Raw genomic sequence first — 14,006 nt, forward strand, 5'->3', positions numbered from 1 at the left:
CATCCGGTTTACTCCGGGATCACCACGGTGCCATCGGGGAACACGATGGCGCCGTCACCGCTGACATCGAAGAAGCCCAACTGGTGGGTATGGGCCAGCACCTGCACCAGGCCATGCGCGTTCTCGGCCACTTCATCGGCGAAGGAGGCGTAGATCACGTGCTGGCCGACGCTGTAGTCGGTCACTTCCGGGCGGTCGTCCTCGTCATCGGCCAGCGGCCCGTCCATCGGCGGGAAGTGCTCGACGAGCGCGGCGAAGAACGCCTGCAACGCCGGCACCGACACCGCCGGATCGTCGTACTCGTGGGTTTCGTTCCATTCGGTCTGCGCGTCGTACCACTGCAGGAACGCCTCCGCATCGCGCGGGGCCACGGCGGGGTCGAACACCATCAGGTCATAGCTCATAGGGATCTGGTCGAACATCACGCAGGAAAGAGGGCATCAGCATAGCCCCGATCCGGTGGCGATGAGCGCAGGCAGCGCGCGGTGGCCCAGTCAACCATGTGATCGACAGCAAATCCGTAGTGAGTAGGGCGCCTCACATTGTGAGTGCGGGCGGTCACACATCATCGCCGGTCGCTGCAGTTTCACACGCATGCGTCGATCCAGTATCGCCACTTGCACGCCGGTGCGAAAGCGCCCTGCAACGCTGTGACAAGCATCTGCAACGCAGCGCCAAGTCCACCGGCAACGCTCCGGTTACACCGGTAGTGGAGGAACTGCGGTGTCGTACTCGACGCGCTTTGCAGGGGAAATCCAGTGCGATCACGCCTGACCGGTTCGTGCCTGGGGACGCCTGCGGCTGGCTTCGTCGATGCACCGACTCGGCTTATCAGCAGAAGGAAGGGGGCAGGGCTATGGACGTTTTCGAGCGAGGTTTGGAGGTTTTCGTCAGTCCGCCTGGCGCGGGCAGTGGCGATGTCGACGATGGTGATGGACAGAGCCTGGCGTGGAGCCTGGCATTGCTGTCGCACATGTGCCAGTGCACGTGCCAGCCCGGTGCCACGGCGGCCGACGGCGACCTGGCCTGGGAGGCGCTGCTGGCACGCACGCGGATCCGCCCGCACGGTACCGCCGCCACGCGGCTGGTGGAGCGGGCGCGGGAGTGGATAGAACAGCATGCCGATGACGAGGAGGTTTCCGTCGATCGGCTGGCCGCAGCGTTGAACATGTCGCGCACCAGCCTGCATCGCAAGCTGGTGGCAAGCATCGGCCACCCGCCCGGCGAGTTGATCCGGCTGGTGCGCCTGCGCCTGGCGCGGCGCCTGCTGCGCGAGGGCGAGGGCAATGTGTCGGACGTGGCCTACGCGGTGGGCTTCGTCAGCCTGTCCGGCTTCAGCCGCGCGTATCGGCACCACTACGGCGAGCCGCCGTCGAGCATGCGCGGTGCGTGCTGCGCACCGCCGCCGCGCCGTTCGCCTGCAACGCGCGGCTAAGCGGTCGCAACACATCGCCGCACGCGCGCACGGCGCGGCGGGTATCACTAACCCCGTGGAAGCAACACCACCGACATCGACCCGTATCGATGGCAGGTCCCACGACCAGGAGCGAAGGCGAGATGAGCGGAACCATGTCATTCCACACGTTGATCGAAGCATTGGCCGGGGCGGTCATCGAAGCCCAGGACAGCATCGAGATGCACCAGATTTCCCACCTGCGCGATTTCTTCGACGAAGACAACCGGCCCAGGAGCGTCACCATCCGCATGCCCTCCCTGCACCCGCAGGCCGAGGAAGGCGATGAAGACCTCTACCGCGCGCCGCTGTTGCCGCTGGTGTCCACCAACAACCTGCGCATCCGGGAGGTGGAGATCAGCTTCAACGCGGACCTGGCGGAACTGGGCCCCGAGGATCTGGATGTGCCTGCGCCGGGCGCTCCGGATGCCTGGGAGACGCCGCGGCCGGCGGCGCGACACGTAGGACTGGATACCGGCCGCGGCAAGGGCGTGGGCAACGTACACGTGCAGTTGCGCGTGGAGGGAACCGAGCCGACCGATGGCGCGGCGCGGTTGATGAACCACCTGGCGCAGAGCCAGGGGGTGTTCAAGACCATCAAAGCCACCTGATCCACCACCACGGCGGCGTCCACGCGTTACGGCCGTCGCTGCCTGCCAACCACTAGGAGTGCATCACCATGCCTGACGAACTCGTCAATATCTCCAGCCAGTTCAAGGGTCTGCCCATGGCCGACCTGATCGGCGGCCCGCTCACCGCAGCGTGCGATTCGCAGATCAAACTGGCCCAGGCCACCGCCAGCTTCATCCGCTCGGTCGGCTTCCTGCCGCCGGACCCGGCCAACACCGATCCCAACGCGGTCGGCGGCACCCGCACCGCGCTGTTCCGCTTCAAGCGCCCGGTCGACAACCTCGATCCGGCCACCAAGGAGGCCCAGCCGTTCTCCGAGGAAGAAGTGGAGCTGGAAGTGCCGCTGCTGGCCATCGTCAAGGTGCCCAACCTGAGCATCTACAGCGTGGACATCAACTTCGAGATGGAAGTGAAGTCGTCGTTCTCGGCCAAGGACAGCCAGGACTACTCGGCGGCGATGCAGGCGGAAATGAAGGTGGGCTGGGGCGTGTTCTCGGCCAAGGTGAACATCCAGGGCTCGGTGGCCTCGCACAAGGAGAACACCCGCACGTCGGACAATTCGGCCAAGTACACCGTGGCCGTGCACGCCGAGGACAAGGGCATGCCCGAAGGCCTGGCCCGGGTGATGGACATCCTGCAGACCGCCTCGGCCCCGCGCAAGATCGGCGCCCCGGTACCGGTGGCCTGACATGGGCGTTGCGCCCATCGCGGTGAACGCAATCGTGGAATGACCCGTCGCGTCGCCAAGACGCGGCGGGTCCGGCATGTCCAACGCAGGGAAGACCGCCATGTTCGATCTGAATGATGTCAAGTTCGTCAAACGCATCGTGGTAGGCAGCAACAACCCCACCCAGATGCTCACCGATGCCGACCTGGGCCAGGCCCAGGACCTGCTCAACCGCTGCCTCAGCGATACGCCGAAGGGCGCGATCCTGGGGATCGAACGCAGCTTCACCATCCTGCAGATCGGCGAGCACCAGGTCGTGCTGCAGTGGCTGGCCTACCACGTCGGCTTTCCGCGCCGACCGGTGTGGTTGGCCGAATGACCGGCACGGGAGCCTGTCGATGGCCGACCATCCGCTCGATGACCTGATCCACACCCTCGCCCGGGCATTGGCGGACAGCCGCCACCGCTGCGCGCATGCGCACCTGCAGCGCCTGCAGGCCCGCCTCGGCGCGGGCCAGACGCTGGTGGTTCGCAGCCTCGTCGATGGGCAATGGCTGCAGCACGACGTACCGCTGGCCGAGTTGATCGTGCCGCGCGGCATCCTGGCCACCACGCTGGAAGTGCAGCTGGATTGCGAGGTCGAAGAAGTGGCCGGCGCCGATGGCCTGCCGGCGAGGATCGCGCTGCACCCATGCACCGGAGAGGCCGAACACCGCTTGACCATCTGCCTGCATGGCGGCACCCCGCTGCACGGCGAACTGCTGCTGGACGGCCAGAGCCTGCGCCGTTTCAGCCTCGATCCCCCCTCGACCGCGGAGGCATGACATGGCCCGACCCGACCGCCTGCGCCTGTTGCTGTCCGACGACGACGCCCACCAGGTACGCCAATGGCTGGGCCCGCTGCTGGCCCGCAAGCGCGCCGCGGCCGCCGCGCGTGCCCGTCGTCGCCGCCAGCGGCTGCTGGCCACGCTGTGGCTGATCGCGCTCGGCGTGGCGTTGATGACGCGTTATTTCTGAGCCGGGTGCGGGCAGCTGCCCGCGCCTGGCGTTTCAACCACCAAGGAGTACACGATGAGGACATACGATTGCCGCCGGGCGTTGGGGTGGCTGGTTCTGCTGGCCCCGCTGTTCGCCCATGCACAGGCCCATCCCGACGCCGCAACGGCGGCCACGTGGGTGGGGGTGGATACCGCCGATGGGCGGCCGTCATCGGTGCGCCTGGCCTTGCAGCCGGCCAGCGACACGGCCCAGATCGTGTTCGGCGAGCCGCGCAACTGCCGTCTCGACGCACGCCTGTCCCACCAGGGCGACGGCCAGTTGCAGTACGACCTGGTCGGCGCCAACGGCGGGCGCTGGTGCAACCGGCTGTATCCGGGCCGCGTGCAGCTGCAGGTGGGCGAAGGCCAGGCCACGCTGCAGGTGCGCAGCGACGCGGCAGCCTCGGAGGTGTCGCTGTGGGCCAGTGGCCAGGTCCCCGCGGCGGCCCGCCTGCCGGCAGCGCTGGCAGGGCGCTGGGCCACCCAGGTGCAGGGCGCGGCGAACCTGCCGGTGAGCCTGCAACTGACGCTGGCGGGCAGCGAGCCGGGCGACCTGGGCAGCAGCCTGGCCTACGCCAGTCCGCGCAACTGCCGGGTGCCGCTGCGCCTGGAAGGGCGCACCGCGGAGGGAGCGTGGTACTCGGTGCGGCCCGGCAACGGCGGTGCCGCCTGCGATCGCCTGGTGGGGCGCTGGATCGTGGTGCAGACCCTCGATGACACCCCCCGCCTGCGCATCGAGCCGGCGATCGGCGAATGCGCGCCAGGCTGCGTCCTGCAGCGCGTGACGCCCTGAGCCCACCTGCAGGCGCACCCGATACGCCGCGGTACCCCATCGGGTGCCGCGGCGTTCTGCCGTTTACCAGTGTGCGTAGGTGCCGCTGCTGTACATGCGCCACTCGGCGCCGCGGCGGTTGACCAGGCCCTTCATCACCTTGCCCTGCGACCGCGTCCACGCCATCCAGGCCGCCTCCAGCGTGGCAAAGGTGGTGCTGGCCTGGGGGTTGTTGACCAGCTTGAGCACCGAGGAGCGGGCGAAGTTGCCCACCCCGATGTTGAAGCTGAGGATCACCAGTGCATCGAACTGGCACTGCGACACCGTCGCGGTCACGCCACGGTTGACGGCCTGCTCGAACGGCGCCAGGTCCTTGCGCAGCAGCGCCTCGGCCTGTTCCAGGGTGATCCCGCGGGCAAGCCCGTCCCACTCGGCGCGGGCGATCAGGTGCCCGTAGCCGACGGTGGCGCCGGCCACCCAGTGGTCGACCGGCTTGCCGGTCTGGTCGTCGTAGGGTTGCAGGCGCTGGCCTTCCACCTGCTTGAGCCATTCGATCCCTTGCGGGCTCAACGTCATGCTGTTCATTGCGGATCCTCGTTGGTCTGGGCGCATCCAGGAGAGGGCGCCACGCCGTGGGCCGGCGTGGGGTCAGCTGCGGTTGGGCAGCTTGAAACCGATATAGGTGCCCGAGCTGAGGCCCATCAGCCCCAGCAGGGTGGGACTGAGCTCGGGCATGCTCAGGTTGTTGTAGACATCGGACAGGAAGATCACGCCCAGGATCAGCGTGAAGGCGAAGATCTGGAAACGATCGAAACGGTAGCCCTGCGCATCCGAGAGCAGGTCATGCAGCAGTCCGCGCGACGCCATCTCCGGCGCAGGGGCCTGCAGCGCGCGCAGCTCGCGGTCGATCTGCATCACCCGTTGCCGCGCGGCCTGCTGGCGCTCGCGCGGGTCGCCGCCCGCGCCCTCGTTGCCGTCCTGCCACATGCCGCGCGTACCGATCTCGCGCACCCGCTGCTGGCGTTCGTCCAGCAACGCCTGCTGGCGTGGCGCCGGCGCGGGCGCGCCGCCGGCATCGATCACCGCCTCGCTCAGCGCGGTGCCGGCACTGATGCCCAGCAGCGCCAGCAGCGATGGGTGGATCGTGTCGGTGGCATCGGTGATCAGCCAGATGGCGGTGTAGGACAGGTAGATCAGGAAGAACCACACCGCCATCTGGAAGCGGCCCAGGTCATACGGCCCCAGGCCGCCTTCGGCCGGCTTGCGGATGATGCTGGTGGTGCGTGCCAGCTGCACGAACACGGCCAGCGTCACCACCACCAGCAGCAGCGCGATGCCGCCGTACACCGGCGAAATCACCGTGAGCATCACCCGCCGTCCGTCGCCGTACACGGTGTCGAACGGCGCGCCATCGACCGGGCCCACGCTGAAGGTGACCGGCCGGCGCAATCCCTCGGGCGCGCCGAGCAGGTCGGTCCACACCGCGCGGCTGTCTTCGTTGACGCGCAGGTGGAACAACAGCCGGCCGCGGGTCACGTCGATCGCTTCGGGTGGATTGCCCGGCAGCGCGCGCCCATCGATGAACGGCACCAGCCGGCGCGGATCGTTGTCGGCGGCCCAGTCGGCCAGCCCCTCCACGCGCACTTCCACGCTGTAGTCCAGCTCCAGGTGACCCTGCAGTTGGGTCACCTGCGGGCCGTTGGCGGCGTGGGCCGGCGCATGCGGCGCACACAGGCCCAGCAGCACCGCACCGAGCATCGCCAGGATGCGCAGCACCGCCAGGCGCAGGAAGCCGCGGCAGCGGCGTTGGTGGTGGTCCGCGACAGCCGCGGACGTTGGATCGACGGGCAAGGCCATGAGCGTGCTCCATGCGGAGGGGACGCACGCCGCGGCGCGCCGTGCAGCACAGGTATAGGGCCAGCCCGGGACGCCGGTTGGTTGGCGTGTTTCAGGGGTTTGCCGGCGCGTTCCAGCGACGCGGCGTCGGTCGGCGGGGCGACGCCGCGTGCCGGCTGCGTGGCGGCGTGGGCGCGGCCACGATCACCATGCTGGCCGCGCTGTACGGGAACACGCCCAGGTCGGATACATCGTCCGGCCCCGACTCGGGAAACACATGGCGACGACGGCCGGCGATCACCCGCTCCACCGTGATCTGGTCTTCCAGCGCGCCCATGCGCAGCGGTTGGGTGAACACCTCCACGCTCACCCCCATCCGGCCATGGCCCTGCACCGGCTGCGCGAACACCAGGTCGACCGATCGACCCGGGTCGATCACATGCCAGCCGGAAGCGTCCTGGGCGAAGGCGAAGCGCGCGCTGCGGCCATCGCGGGCTGCCTCCAGGTGGAACGGCTGCAGCCCGATCGGGAGCGCCACCGGTCGCGCCTGCAGCAGCGTGTTCTGCAGCCATGGCGCCTGCAGCCCGTCGTCCAGCGCCAGGTCGACCTGCACGTCGAGCACCGCGAAGCTGAGTTCACCGACGTTGCTGATGGTGACGGTGTGGCGGCTGTCGATGCCGTCGGCCGTGGTGCCCTCCAGGTCGCTGGCGATGCTCAGCGAGGCCAGTGCGCGCTGGTGCTCCCACAGCACCGGGCGGGCCGACAGCCACGCGTCCAGGGCGATCACGAACGAGACCCCGGCGATGGTCAGTGGCAAGGCCTGCTCGGCGACCAGGTGCAACAACCGCAGCAGGCGCGTGCGCCATACCGAGGCTGGCCGCAGCGGGCGCGCGCGGCTGCGCGGGGCGCGGGCGCTCATGCCGGTCGCTCGGACAGCACGTGCGCATCGATGCCCAGGATCATGCGCTGGCCTTCGCCATGCGGGTCCTCGGCATGCAGCGCCGACACCTCGTGCCACAGCGGCGAGCCGGCATCGGGCTGGAACAGCCCCTCGCCTTCGCCCAGCGTGTGCTCCAGCAGCAAGGGGCCGGCACTGCCGCGGTAGACGCGGGAGGCACCGCCATGCACGCCACGCCGACGGATCACCAATGCCGACAGGATGTAGTCCGCGCCATCCTGGTGCAGGCCCTCGGGCGCCGGCTCGGCGGCGCCAGGCCCGCGCGCGATCGTCAGCATCTGGTGCAACACCAGCCGCAGGCGCGTGGCCGCGCAGCGCTGGTGGATGGTTTCGGCGATGCCGGCGACCAGCCGCAGCGTGTCCGGATGGTAGGTCAGCGCCGCAGCGATCGGCGCGAACACCCGGTGCGGTGCACGGGCCGCCGCAGCGGGCTGCACGAAATGCGGGTCCTCCAGCGGCTGCAGCTGCCAGCAGGCGGTGGAGACCCGCCGTGCGTCGTACTTGCGCATCGCCCGCCGGCGGTGCGGCTGGATGCGCTCCAGCGCGGCGCGCAGCACCGAGGGCAGGTGGTCGCGCACGGCGTTCCATACCGCGTCGGGCGCGGCGTCGTCGTCCTCCAGCAGCGCGCGCTGCGCAGGCGCGAGGATGCTGGCGTGCCGCTGCAGCACCTGGCGGCGACGCCGGGCCACGTCGTAGGCATCCCACGGCAACTGCGCGGCGTAGGCGGCCACGCTGTCCAGGAACCCGCGCTGCAGGCCCAGCTGCTCCATGCGGAACAGCTGCGGCAGCATCGCGTGCCGGCGTGGACGCGCCAGCGTGCAGGCCAGGCAATGCACGGCGCGCAGCGCCGGTGCACGGGAGGAGGGAACAGCATCGGCGTCGGCGTGCATGCGCGGTCTCCGCAGGGGAAGGGCACCGCGGTCGCGGATCGGCCGGATGCACCTGCTGTATAGCGATCGCCCCGCGCCGGCAACGCGCGCGCCGTTGCAGCGTTTTGTCAGCCGCTGCCAATGCGCTGCGCGCACCCCGCACACGCAGACGCCACCGTGCACGCGCGCGGTGGCGAGGGGGTCTGCATCAGGGGGGGCCGGGCGACGCGCGCGTGCTCAGCACCGCCGGCGCTCAGGGCACCGTGCTGTCGCCACGGTGGGCCAGGTGCAGCCGCGCGTGCAGGGCCTGCACGCGGTCCTGGTCCAGGCCGGTCACGGTATGGCAGGTATCGGCATCGACGCCGAAGCCGAAATAGTTGAGCGCGTTGAGGACGCCGATCGCCTCGTCATGCTCCAGCAGCAGGGAAAAATGCCCGGTGTCTCGCATGATGGCTCCCATGGCCCCGGCGACGGAGGCAGGCGGTCAGTTCTGGTTATTGTAGTAGGTGATCCCGCCCGTGGGCCGGAATGCCGTGCCGCAGTCGGCGACCGCGTTGTTGAAGATGACGATCGTGCCGCTGGCGGCATGCCAGTACTTGGTGCGAGCGCCACCGGCCAGCGCGACCCCGGCCGTACCGGTCAGGATGGCCTGTACGAAGCCCTCCAGCGCGGCGGCATCGACCAGGGTCGGGCCGGGAAAGGCCAGCCCGGCCTTGATGTTGCCGGTGACGAACTCGGCCTGGTGCCCGGCGAAGGCATGCGCGGCGATCGCGGCGGACGCCTGCTGGGCATCGGCTGCCGTGGCGGTGGTTGCCACCACGCACTGTGCCTGCGCGGGCAGGATCGCTGCCAGGCACAGGATCAGGCCGAACCACAGGGATAGCGCGGGGCGTTGCAGGACGTGCAGTGGACGGTGCATGGGCGTACTCCTGGACAGGACAACCGGTGCGGCAACGACCATCGTGGGCGTTGCCGGCAGTGTCCGCCGGCGTGGTCCACGCGCGGCGATGCACTGCGTCTCCTGTATAGGCGCGCACCCGCAGGCGCCTTGCGCGGTGTGTTGCGCCGGCACCACCGCGCGTTGCGGATCGCGATGGCGCCTGGCGTCAGCCGGCGGCGATGGCGCCGTCGGGTGCGGCGCTGGCCACCACTGGCGCCTCGGGGAACAACGCAAAGCGCAACCCCATCACGCCCATCAACGCCTCGTCGCGGGCCTTGCCCGGCGCGACCGTCTGCACCCGCTTCAGCGAGGCCTCCAGCTTGGCCTGCAGAGCGGTCGGTGCCGGCAGCGGCCCCCGATGGGCCACCTGTGCACGGTAGTGCGTGGCCACATCGTCCAGGATCGATTCGATCGCCGCCATGCTGGTGGGTGGCAGGTCGTGCCGGGCGCGCCGCAGCTGCAGGATGTTCAAGCCGATGCGGGCTTCGGTGAGCATGTCCACCGAGGCGATGTCGCTGCCTTGCGGGGTGGCCGCCAGGCGCGGGGCAAGCAGGCCGAGCAGGTCCAGCATGCGCGCGGCGAACTGCTGCCGGTCCTGCTGGCCATGGCCTTCGGCGGCCTCGGCCAGCGTGGTCCAGCCCTGTCGCACCAGCCGGCGCGCGGTCCATTCGGCGCCCACCGAACGGAACAAGCGGGTCATCACCACGGCAAAACCGATGCCGATGAACATCGCCACCGAGGAGTTGATGAAGGTCTGGATGTTGGCGCTGTAGGTGTTCTGCACATTGAGCAGGGCCACCAGGTTGACCATCAGCGGCAGCCCGATCAGCGCGGTCTGCGGCTTGTGCAGAAGCAGGCCCACCGGCAGGAACACCACCGCCAGCACCAGCGCCAGGCTGCCGACATCATGCACCGCCGGGAACACGCCGAACAGGTACACAGCGGCCACCAGGCTGGCCACGATCGCCCACAGCAGGAAGGACAGCATGCTCGGCGCCGGGTCGTCCTGGGCGGCGAAGAATGCCGCGGCCACGGCGGCCATCATCGCGCCATTGCCGCCACCTTCCCAACCGAGCGCGATCCACAGCGCGCAGTAGGTCATCAATGCGACGCCGGCGCTGGCGGCGGAGAACAGCGCCATGCCGTAGTCCACGTGGCGTGCGTCGCCCACGCGCTTGGCGCGGATGCGGTAATGGGCGATGTCGCGCGGGGCACTGCCGTGTTCGATCGCGTCCTGCAGGGTGGCGCAGTCCTGCCAGAGGTCCACCAGCTCCTCCAGGCGCAGCAGCAGGGTGACCAGCAACAGGTGGTCCAGTTCGCCATCCACCGCCGGCTTCAATGCCAGGATGCGCTCGCGCAGCGCCGCATACGCACTGGCGCTTGAGCGGCCCGGCGTGTCCAGCCAGTCGGCGATGTCGGCCACCAGCGCCTCGAGCCCTGGCGGCAGCGCACGGCCTCCGGCCCGCAACGCGCCCAGGCGGTCGGCGATCGAGGACAGCACCGGCAGCATCAGCAGCATCCGCTCGCGCAGTCGTTCCATCGAGATCGCCGCACCGGCATGGCGCGGGTCGTCGCGGCGCAGGAATTCGATCAAGGCCTCGAACTGCACCAGGTCGGCTGCCAGACGGTTGCGCGGGGCATGCGCCTGGCCGCGCAGCAGGATCTGCCGGCACCACTGCGCCGCATCGCCCATCCAGTTGCCGATCCGCGAGCGCAGCATCGGTCGCACCGAGGCAGGGAAGAACAGCGAGGCAAACAGCACCGCCACCACCGTGCCCAGGATGATCTCCTCGCTGCGCGCCACCACCGTGTCGAAGATGGTGTCCGGCGAGGTCACCGCCGGGAAGCCGATGAAGGCGGTGGTATAGCCGGCCAGCAGGAATGCGTAGCCGCGCGGGCCGCGGTTGAGCAGGGCGATGAACAGGCAGGCGGACAACCACAGCGACATCGCCGCGCTCAGCAGCAACGGCGTTTCCACCAGGTGCGGCAGCATCCACAGCGTGGCCGCGCCGGCGAGCAGCGTGCCCAGGATGCGGTAGACACCCTTGGCGCGGGTGGGGCCGAGCATCGGCTGGGTGACGATGTAGACGGTGGCCATCGCCCAATACGGGCGTGACAGGTTGCCGGCCAGGCCGATGTACAGCGCAGCCAGCGCGGCCAGGAAGGTCTTGACCGAAAACAGCCATGCCTGGCGATCCAGCAGCAGCATGGCTTACCTCGCTGCCGCGCGCGGGGCCACGGCGTCGGCGTTCCAGCCGCCGCCAAGCGCCAGGAACAGCTGGATCTGGTCACGCGACACCTGCGCCTGCGCGGCGGCCAGCGTTGCATCGGCCGAGACCAGCGTGCGGTCGGCGTCCAGGCTGGCCAGGTACGGGGTGCGCCCGCCCTGGTACAGGCGCCGGTTCTGGCTGGCGGCCAGTTCGGCCTGCTGCTGCGCGGTCTGCAGCGATTGCAGGCGCTGCAGGTCGTGCGCATAGCGGCTGAGCGCGGTCTGGGTTTCGCGCAGCGCCTGCAGCACGCTGTGGTCGAACTCGGCCAGGGCGGCATCGGCGCCGGCTTCGGTGGCGTGGATGCGCGCGTGGGTGCCCGAGGACGGCAGCGTCCAGGAAATCAGCGGGCCGATCGACCACTGCTGGGTCAGCGGCTGGCCGAAATCCTCCAGCAGGCCGGCCGCGCCGAGCGAGGCGCCCAGGCGGATGTCCGGGTACAGCTCGGCGGTGGCCACGCCAATGCGGGCGGTGGCCGCGGCCAGGCGGCGCTCGGCCTGGCGCACGTCGGGGCGGCGTGCCAGCAGCGCACGGCCATCACCCACCGGCAACGGCTGGGCCAGCGTGGGTGCCTGGCTGCAGTCGGCCACGCCATCGGGCAGCTGCCCCGGGGTGCGGCCGAGCAGGGCGGCCAACTGGTATTCGGACGCCTGGCGCTGCGCCCGCAGCGGCGGCAGCGCCGCCTCCAGCATCGCGACCTGGGCGTTGGCGCGGGCCAGCTCGGGCGGCGTGCCACGGCCGGCGTCGATCAGCCGCTGGGTGACCTCGCGACTGCGCTGCTGCAGTTGCAGCGAGTGCTCGGCCACGTGCAGCTCATGGTTGGCATGGCAGATCTCCACGTAGCTGCCGGCGACCTGCGCCACCAGCGACACCCGGGCCAGGTCGAGCGCGGCGGCCACGCTCTGCTCGTCGGCGTGCGCGGCCTCGGAGGCGCGCTTGAGCTTGCCGAACAGGTCGAACTGGTAGGACACCGCGAACTTGCCGTCGGCCAGGTTGATCGGCGGCAGTTCGTGTTCCAGCAGGAAGGATTCGGCCGACAGCTGCGCGCGGCTCACCCCGGCCTCGGCCTCGTACTCGAAACCACCGGCATCCAGCGCCTGCTCGTACACGGCGGCGGCGCGGCGCAGGTTGGCATCGGCCACCTTGAGTTCCACGTTGTCGCGCAGGGCCTGCTGCACCAGTGCGTTGAGGGTGTCGTCCTGGTACAGCTCCCACCAGCGCGCCGGCAGCGCGGCGCCGGCGGCCACCTGCGGGTTGCCGGTGTCGATGAAGGCCGCGTTGGCCTCGGGCCGCTGGAAGGCCGATCCCTCGGGCACGGCGTAATCCGGGCCCACGGTCTTGCACGCGGCCAGGGTGGTCAACGCCAGCCCCAGCGCGATGCGGTGCAGGGCAGGGCGGCTCACAACGCCGCCTGTGCCGGTCGCACCGGCGTGGGCGTGGGCGTGGCCGTATCCGGCTGGATGGTGACCGTGGCGGTGCGCCCGGCGATCAGGTTCACGCCCGCCGGCACCGTGTCGATGTGGATGCGCACCGGGATGCGCTGGGCCAACCGCACCCAGTCGAAGGCCGGGGTCACGTTCGGCAGCAGGCTGCTGCCTTCGCTGCGGTAACGGTCCTCGATGCCGGCGGCGATGCTCTGCACGTGGCCCTGCAGCGGCTGCGCCTCGCCCATCAGGCGGATGTCCACCTTCTGCCCGGGATGCACGCCGCGCAGCCGGGTCTCCTCGAAGTACCCATCCACGCGGAACGAGCCGGTATCCAGCACGGCCATCACCGGGCGCCCGGCGGTCACGTAGTCACCGGCACGCACGGTGCGGTCATTGACGTGCCCGTCGCTCGGGCTGCGCACCTCGGTGCGGGCCAGGTTGAGCCTGGCCAGATCGACTGCGGCCTGCGCGGTGGCCATCGAGGCCTGCGCGGCGAGCAGCTTGGCGCGGCGCACTTCGGCGTCCTCGGCGGCGACCAGGTCCTGCAGGCTGCGGTCACGCGCGATCTCGCGGCGCAGCTGGTCCAGCGTGGCGCGGCGTTCGCCGAGGGCGGCCTGGGCCTGCTCCAGCGCGATCTGGTAGCGGGCCCGATCGACCACGAACAGCACCTCGCCGCGCTTGACCGGCTGGTTGTCGGCCACCTTCACCGCTTCCACCAGCCCGGACACATCCGGCGCCACCTGCACCACGTCGGCGCTGACGTGCGCATCGCGCGTCCACGGTTCGTCCATGTAATACGCCCACAGGTGGCGCAGCACCAGCACGGCGGCAACCACCGCCACGACGGTCAGCACGACCGGGAAAGCACGCTTGAGGATCTTGTTCACGATTGCATCCAACGCATCAGGGAAAACAACCCGCCGAGCACGATCACGTACACGGCCAGGTTGAACAGGGCGGGGTGCCAGATGTGGCGGTAGGCGCCGGTGCGCTGCAGGACAAGGCGCAACCCGCTGATGAGCAGGTAGGCCAGCAGCATCAGCCCGAGCAGGGTCGGGACGAACACACCATAGAGACTGAATTCACCGTACATCGAGGCAAAGGGTTCACTGGGGGAGCGGAAAGGGGGACGCCCGGCGCCGCAGCACGG

General features: G+C 69.9%; 18 protein-coding genes. 7 read left to right on the plus strand and 11 right to left on the minus strand.

Annotated features, from left to right (window positions below; genetic code table 11):
• Window positions 1-8: 8 nt before the first annotated feature.
• Window positions 9-404 (minus strand): hypothetical protein, encoded by a 396-nt coding sequence (locus M2421_RS15020; RefSeq protein ID WP_259208133.1) that lies wholly within the window; start codon window positions 402-404, stop codon window positions 9-11.
• Between the two features lie 569 nt (window positions 405-973).
• Here M2421_RS15020 and M2421_RS15025 point away from each other — a divergent pair.
• From M2421_RS15025 to M2421_RS15055, 7 genes are all read left to right on the plus strand, one after another.
• Complete coding sequence (locus M2421_RS15025; protein WP_259208134.1) at window positions 974-1,435, plus strand: AraC family transcriptional regulator; 462 nt, start codon at window positions 974-976, stop codon at window positions 1,433-1,435.
• Window positions 1,436-1,569: 134 nt separating this feature from the next.
• A complete protein-coding gene (locus tag M2421_RS15030; RefSeq protein WP_259208135.1) occupies window positions 1,570-2,064 on the plus strand; it encodes a DUF2589 domain-containing protein in 495 nt (164 codons plus the stop codon).
• A 68-nt stretch (window positions 2,065-2,132) separates the two neighbouring features.
• On the plus strand, window positions 2,133-2,771 hold the full coding sequence (locus tag M2421_RS15035) for a DUF2589 domain-containing protein (RefSeq protein ID WP_259208137.1): 639 nt from the start codon (window positions 2,133-2,135) through the stop codon (window positions 2,769-2,771).
• 100 nt (window positions 2,772-2,871) lie between these two features.
• Window positions 2,872-3,129 carry a hypothetical protein gene (locus M2421_RS15040; protein ID WP_259208138.1) on the plus strand — a complete coding sequence of 86 codons (258 nt, stop codon included), beginning with the start codon at window positions 2,872-2,874 and terminating at the stop codon, window positions 3,127-3,129.
• A gap of 19 nt (window positions 3,130-3,148) precedes the next feature.
• Window positions 3,149-3,574: a hypothetical protein gene (locus M2421_RS15045; RefSeq protein WP_259208141.1), complete on the plus strand. Its 426-nt coding sequence runs from the start codon at window positions 3,149-3,151 to the stop codon at window positions 3,572-3,574.
• Between the two features lies 1 nt (window position 3,575).
• The gene (locus tag M2421_RS15050; protein ID WP_259208143.1) at window positions 3,576-3,767 is read left to right on the plus strand and encodes a hypothetical protein; all 192 of its coding nucleotides are present in this window, start codon (window positions 3,576-3,578) and stop codon (window positions 3,765-3,767) included.
• Window positions 3,768-3,821: 54 nt separating this feature from the next.
• Entirely contained in the window at window positions 3,822-4,580 is a 759-nt protein-coding gene (locus M2421_RS15055; RefSeq protein WP_259208145.1) for a hypothetical protein, read from the plus strand.
• 63 nt (window positions 4,581-4,643) lie between these two features.
• Here the strand turns inward: M2421_RS15055 and M2421_RS15060 are convergent, their stop codons facing one another.
• From M2421_RS15060 to M2421_RS15105, 10 genes are all read right to left on the minus strand, one after another.
• On the minus strand, window positions 4,644-5,144 hold the full coding sequence (locus M2421_RS15060) for a lysozyme (protein ID WP_259208146.1): 501 nt from the start codon (window positions 5,142-5,144) through the stop codon (window positions 4,644-4,646).
• 63 nt (window positions 5,145-5,207) lie between these two features.
• Complete coding sequence (locus M2421_RS15065) at window positions 5,208-6,416, minus strand: hypothetical protein (RefSeq protein ID WP_259208150.1); 1,209 nt, start codon at window positions 6,414-6,416, stop codon at window positions 5,208-5,210.
• Window positions 6,417-6,507: 91 nt separating this feature from the next.
• The gene (locus tag M2421_RS15070) at window positions 6,508-7,314 is read right to left on the minus strand and encodes a hypothetical protein (RefSeq protein WP_259208152.1); all 807 of its coding nucleotides are present in this window, start codon (window positions 7,312-7,314) and stop codon (window positions 6,508-6,510) included.
• Window positions 7,311-8,243 (minus strand): 2OG-Fe dioxygenase family protein, encoded by a 933-nt coding sequence (locus tag M2421_RS15075; RefSeq protein ID WP_259208156.1) that lies wholly within the window; start codon window positions 8,241-8,243, stop codon window positions 7,311-7,313. Before M2421_RS15075 ends, M2421_RS15070 begins: the two co-directional genes overlap by 4 nt.
• 232 nt (window positions 8,244-8,475) lie before the next feature.
• Window positions 8,476-8,670, minus strand: a complete 195-nt coding sequence (locus M2421_RS15080; protein WP_259208160.1) for a hypothetical protein — start codon at window positions 8,668-8,670, stop codon at window positions 8,476-8,478.
• A gap of 36 nt (window positions 8,671-8,706) precedes the next feature.
• Window positions 8,707-9,141, minus strand: a complete 435-nt coding sequence (locus M2421_RS15085; protein WP_259208162.1) for a hypothetical protein — start codon at window positions 9,139-9,141, stop codon at window positions 8,707-8,709.
• Window positions 9,142-9,328: 187 nt separating this feature from the next.
• On the minus strand, window positions 9,329-11,371 hold the full coding sequence (locus M2421_RS15090) for an FUSC family protein (protein WP_259208164.1): 2,043 nt from the start codon (window positions 11,369-11,371) through the stop codon (window positions 9,329-9,331).
• A gap of 3 nt (window positions 11,372-11,374) precedes the next feature.
• Window positions 11,375-12,832 carry an efflux transporter outer membrane subunit gene (locus tag M2421_RS15095; RefSeq protein ID WP_259208166.1) on the minus strand — a complete coding sequence of 486 codons (1,458 nt, stop codon included), beginning with the start codon at window positions 12,830-12,832 and terminating at the stop codon, window positions 11,375-11,377.
• Window positions 12,829-13,743, minus strand: coding sequence for an HlyD family secretion protein (locus M2421_RS15100; protein ID WP_259208168.1), 915 nt, complete (start codon window positions 13,741-13,743; stop codon window positions 12,829-12,831). The genes M2421_RS15095 and M2421_RS15100 overlap by 4 nt, the downstream gene beginning before the upstream one ends.
• The gene (locus M2421_RS15105) at window positions 13,740-13,949 is read right to left on the minus strand and encodes a DUF1656 domain-containing protein (protein WP_259208170.1); all 210 of its coding nucleotides are present in this window, start codon (window positions 13,947-13,949) and stop codon (window positions 13,740-13,742) included. The genes M2421_RS15100 and M2421_RS15105 overlap by 4 nt, the downstream gene beginning before the upstream one ends.
• Between the last annotated feature and the right edge of the window lie 57 nt (window positions 13,950-14,006).

Origin of the sequence: Stenotrophomonas sp. BIGb0135 (assembly GCF_024810105.1) — a bacterium.
Lineage (GTDB): Bacteria > Pseudomonadota > Gammaproteobacteria > Xanthomonadales > Xanthomonadaceae > Stenotrophomonas > Stenotrophomonas maltophilia_AB.

Excerpts from the sequence above, each read along its gene's own strand:
- M2421_RS15085 (WP_259208162.1), bottom strand. The coding sequence starts at position 9,141 with ATGCACCGTCCACTGCACGTCCTGCAACGCCCCGCGCTATCCCTGTGG.
- M2421_RS15075 (WP_259208156.1), bottom strand. The coding sequence starts at position 8,243 with ATGCACGCCGACGCCGATGCTGTTCCCTCCTCCCGTGCACCGGCGCTG.
- M2421_RS15080 (WP_259208160.1), bottom strand. The coding sequence starts at position 8,670 with ATGCGAGACACCGGGCATTTTTCCCTGCTGCTGGAGCATGACGAGGCG.
- M2421_RS15035 (WP_259208137.1), top strand. The coding sequence starts at position 2,133 with ATGCCTGACGAACTCGTCAATATCTCCAGCCAGTTCAAGGGTCTGCCC.
- M2421_RS15050 (WP_259208143.1), top strand. The coding sequence starts at position 3,576 with ATGGCCCGACCCGACCGCCTGCGCCTGTTGCTGTCCGACGACGACGCC.
- M2421_RS15065 (WP_259208150.1), bottom strand. The coding sequence starts at position 6,416 with ATGGCCTTGCCCGTCGATCCAACGTCCGCGGCTGTCGCGGACCACCAC.
- M2421_RS15090 (WP_259208164.1), bottom strand. The coding sequence starts at position 11,371 with ATGCTGCTGCTGGATCGCCAGGCATGGCTGTTTTCGGTCAAGACCTTC.
- M2421_RS15105 (WP_259208170.1), bottom strand. The coding sequence starts at position 13,949 with ATGTACGGTGAATTCAGTCTCTATGGTGTGTTCGTCCCGACCCTGCTC.
- M2421_RS15070 (WP_259208152.1), bottom strand. The coding sequence starts at position 7,314 with ATGAGCGCCCGCGCCCCGCGCAGCCGCGCGCGCCCGCTGCGGCCAGCC.
- M2421_RS15045 (WP_259208141.1), top strand. The coding sequence starts at position 3,149 with ATGGCCGACCATCCGCTCGATGACCTGATCCACACCCTCGCCCGGGCA.
- M2421_RS15055 (WP_259208145.1), top strand. The coding sequence starts at position 3,822 with ATGAGGACATACGATTGCCGCCGGGCGTTGGGGTGGCTGGTTCTGCTG.
- M2421_RS15060 (WP_259208146.1), bottom strand. The coding sequence starts at position 5,144 with ATGAACAGCATGACGTTGAGCCCGCAAGGGATCGAATGGCTCAAGCAG.
- M2421_RS15025 (WP_259208134.1), top strand. The coding sequence starts at position 974 with ATGTGCCAGTGCACGTGCCAGCCCGGTGCCACGGCGGCCGACGGCGAC.
- M2421_RS15020 (WP_259208133.1), bottom strand. The coding sequence starts at position 404 with ATGAGCTATGACCTGATGGTGTTCGACCCCGCCGTGGCCCCGCGCGAT.
- M2421_RS15040 (WP_259208138.1), top strand. The coding sequence starts at position 2,872 with ATGTTCGATCTGAATGATGTCAAGTTCGTCAAACGCATCGTGGTAGGC.
- M2421_RS15030 (WP_259208135.1), top strand. The coding sequence starts at position 1,570 with ATGTCATTCCACACGTTGATCGAAGCATTGGCCGGGGCGGTCATCGAA.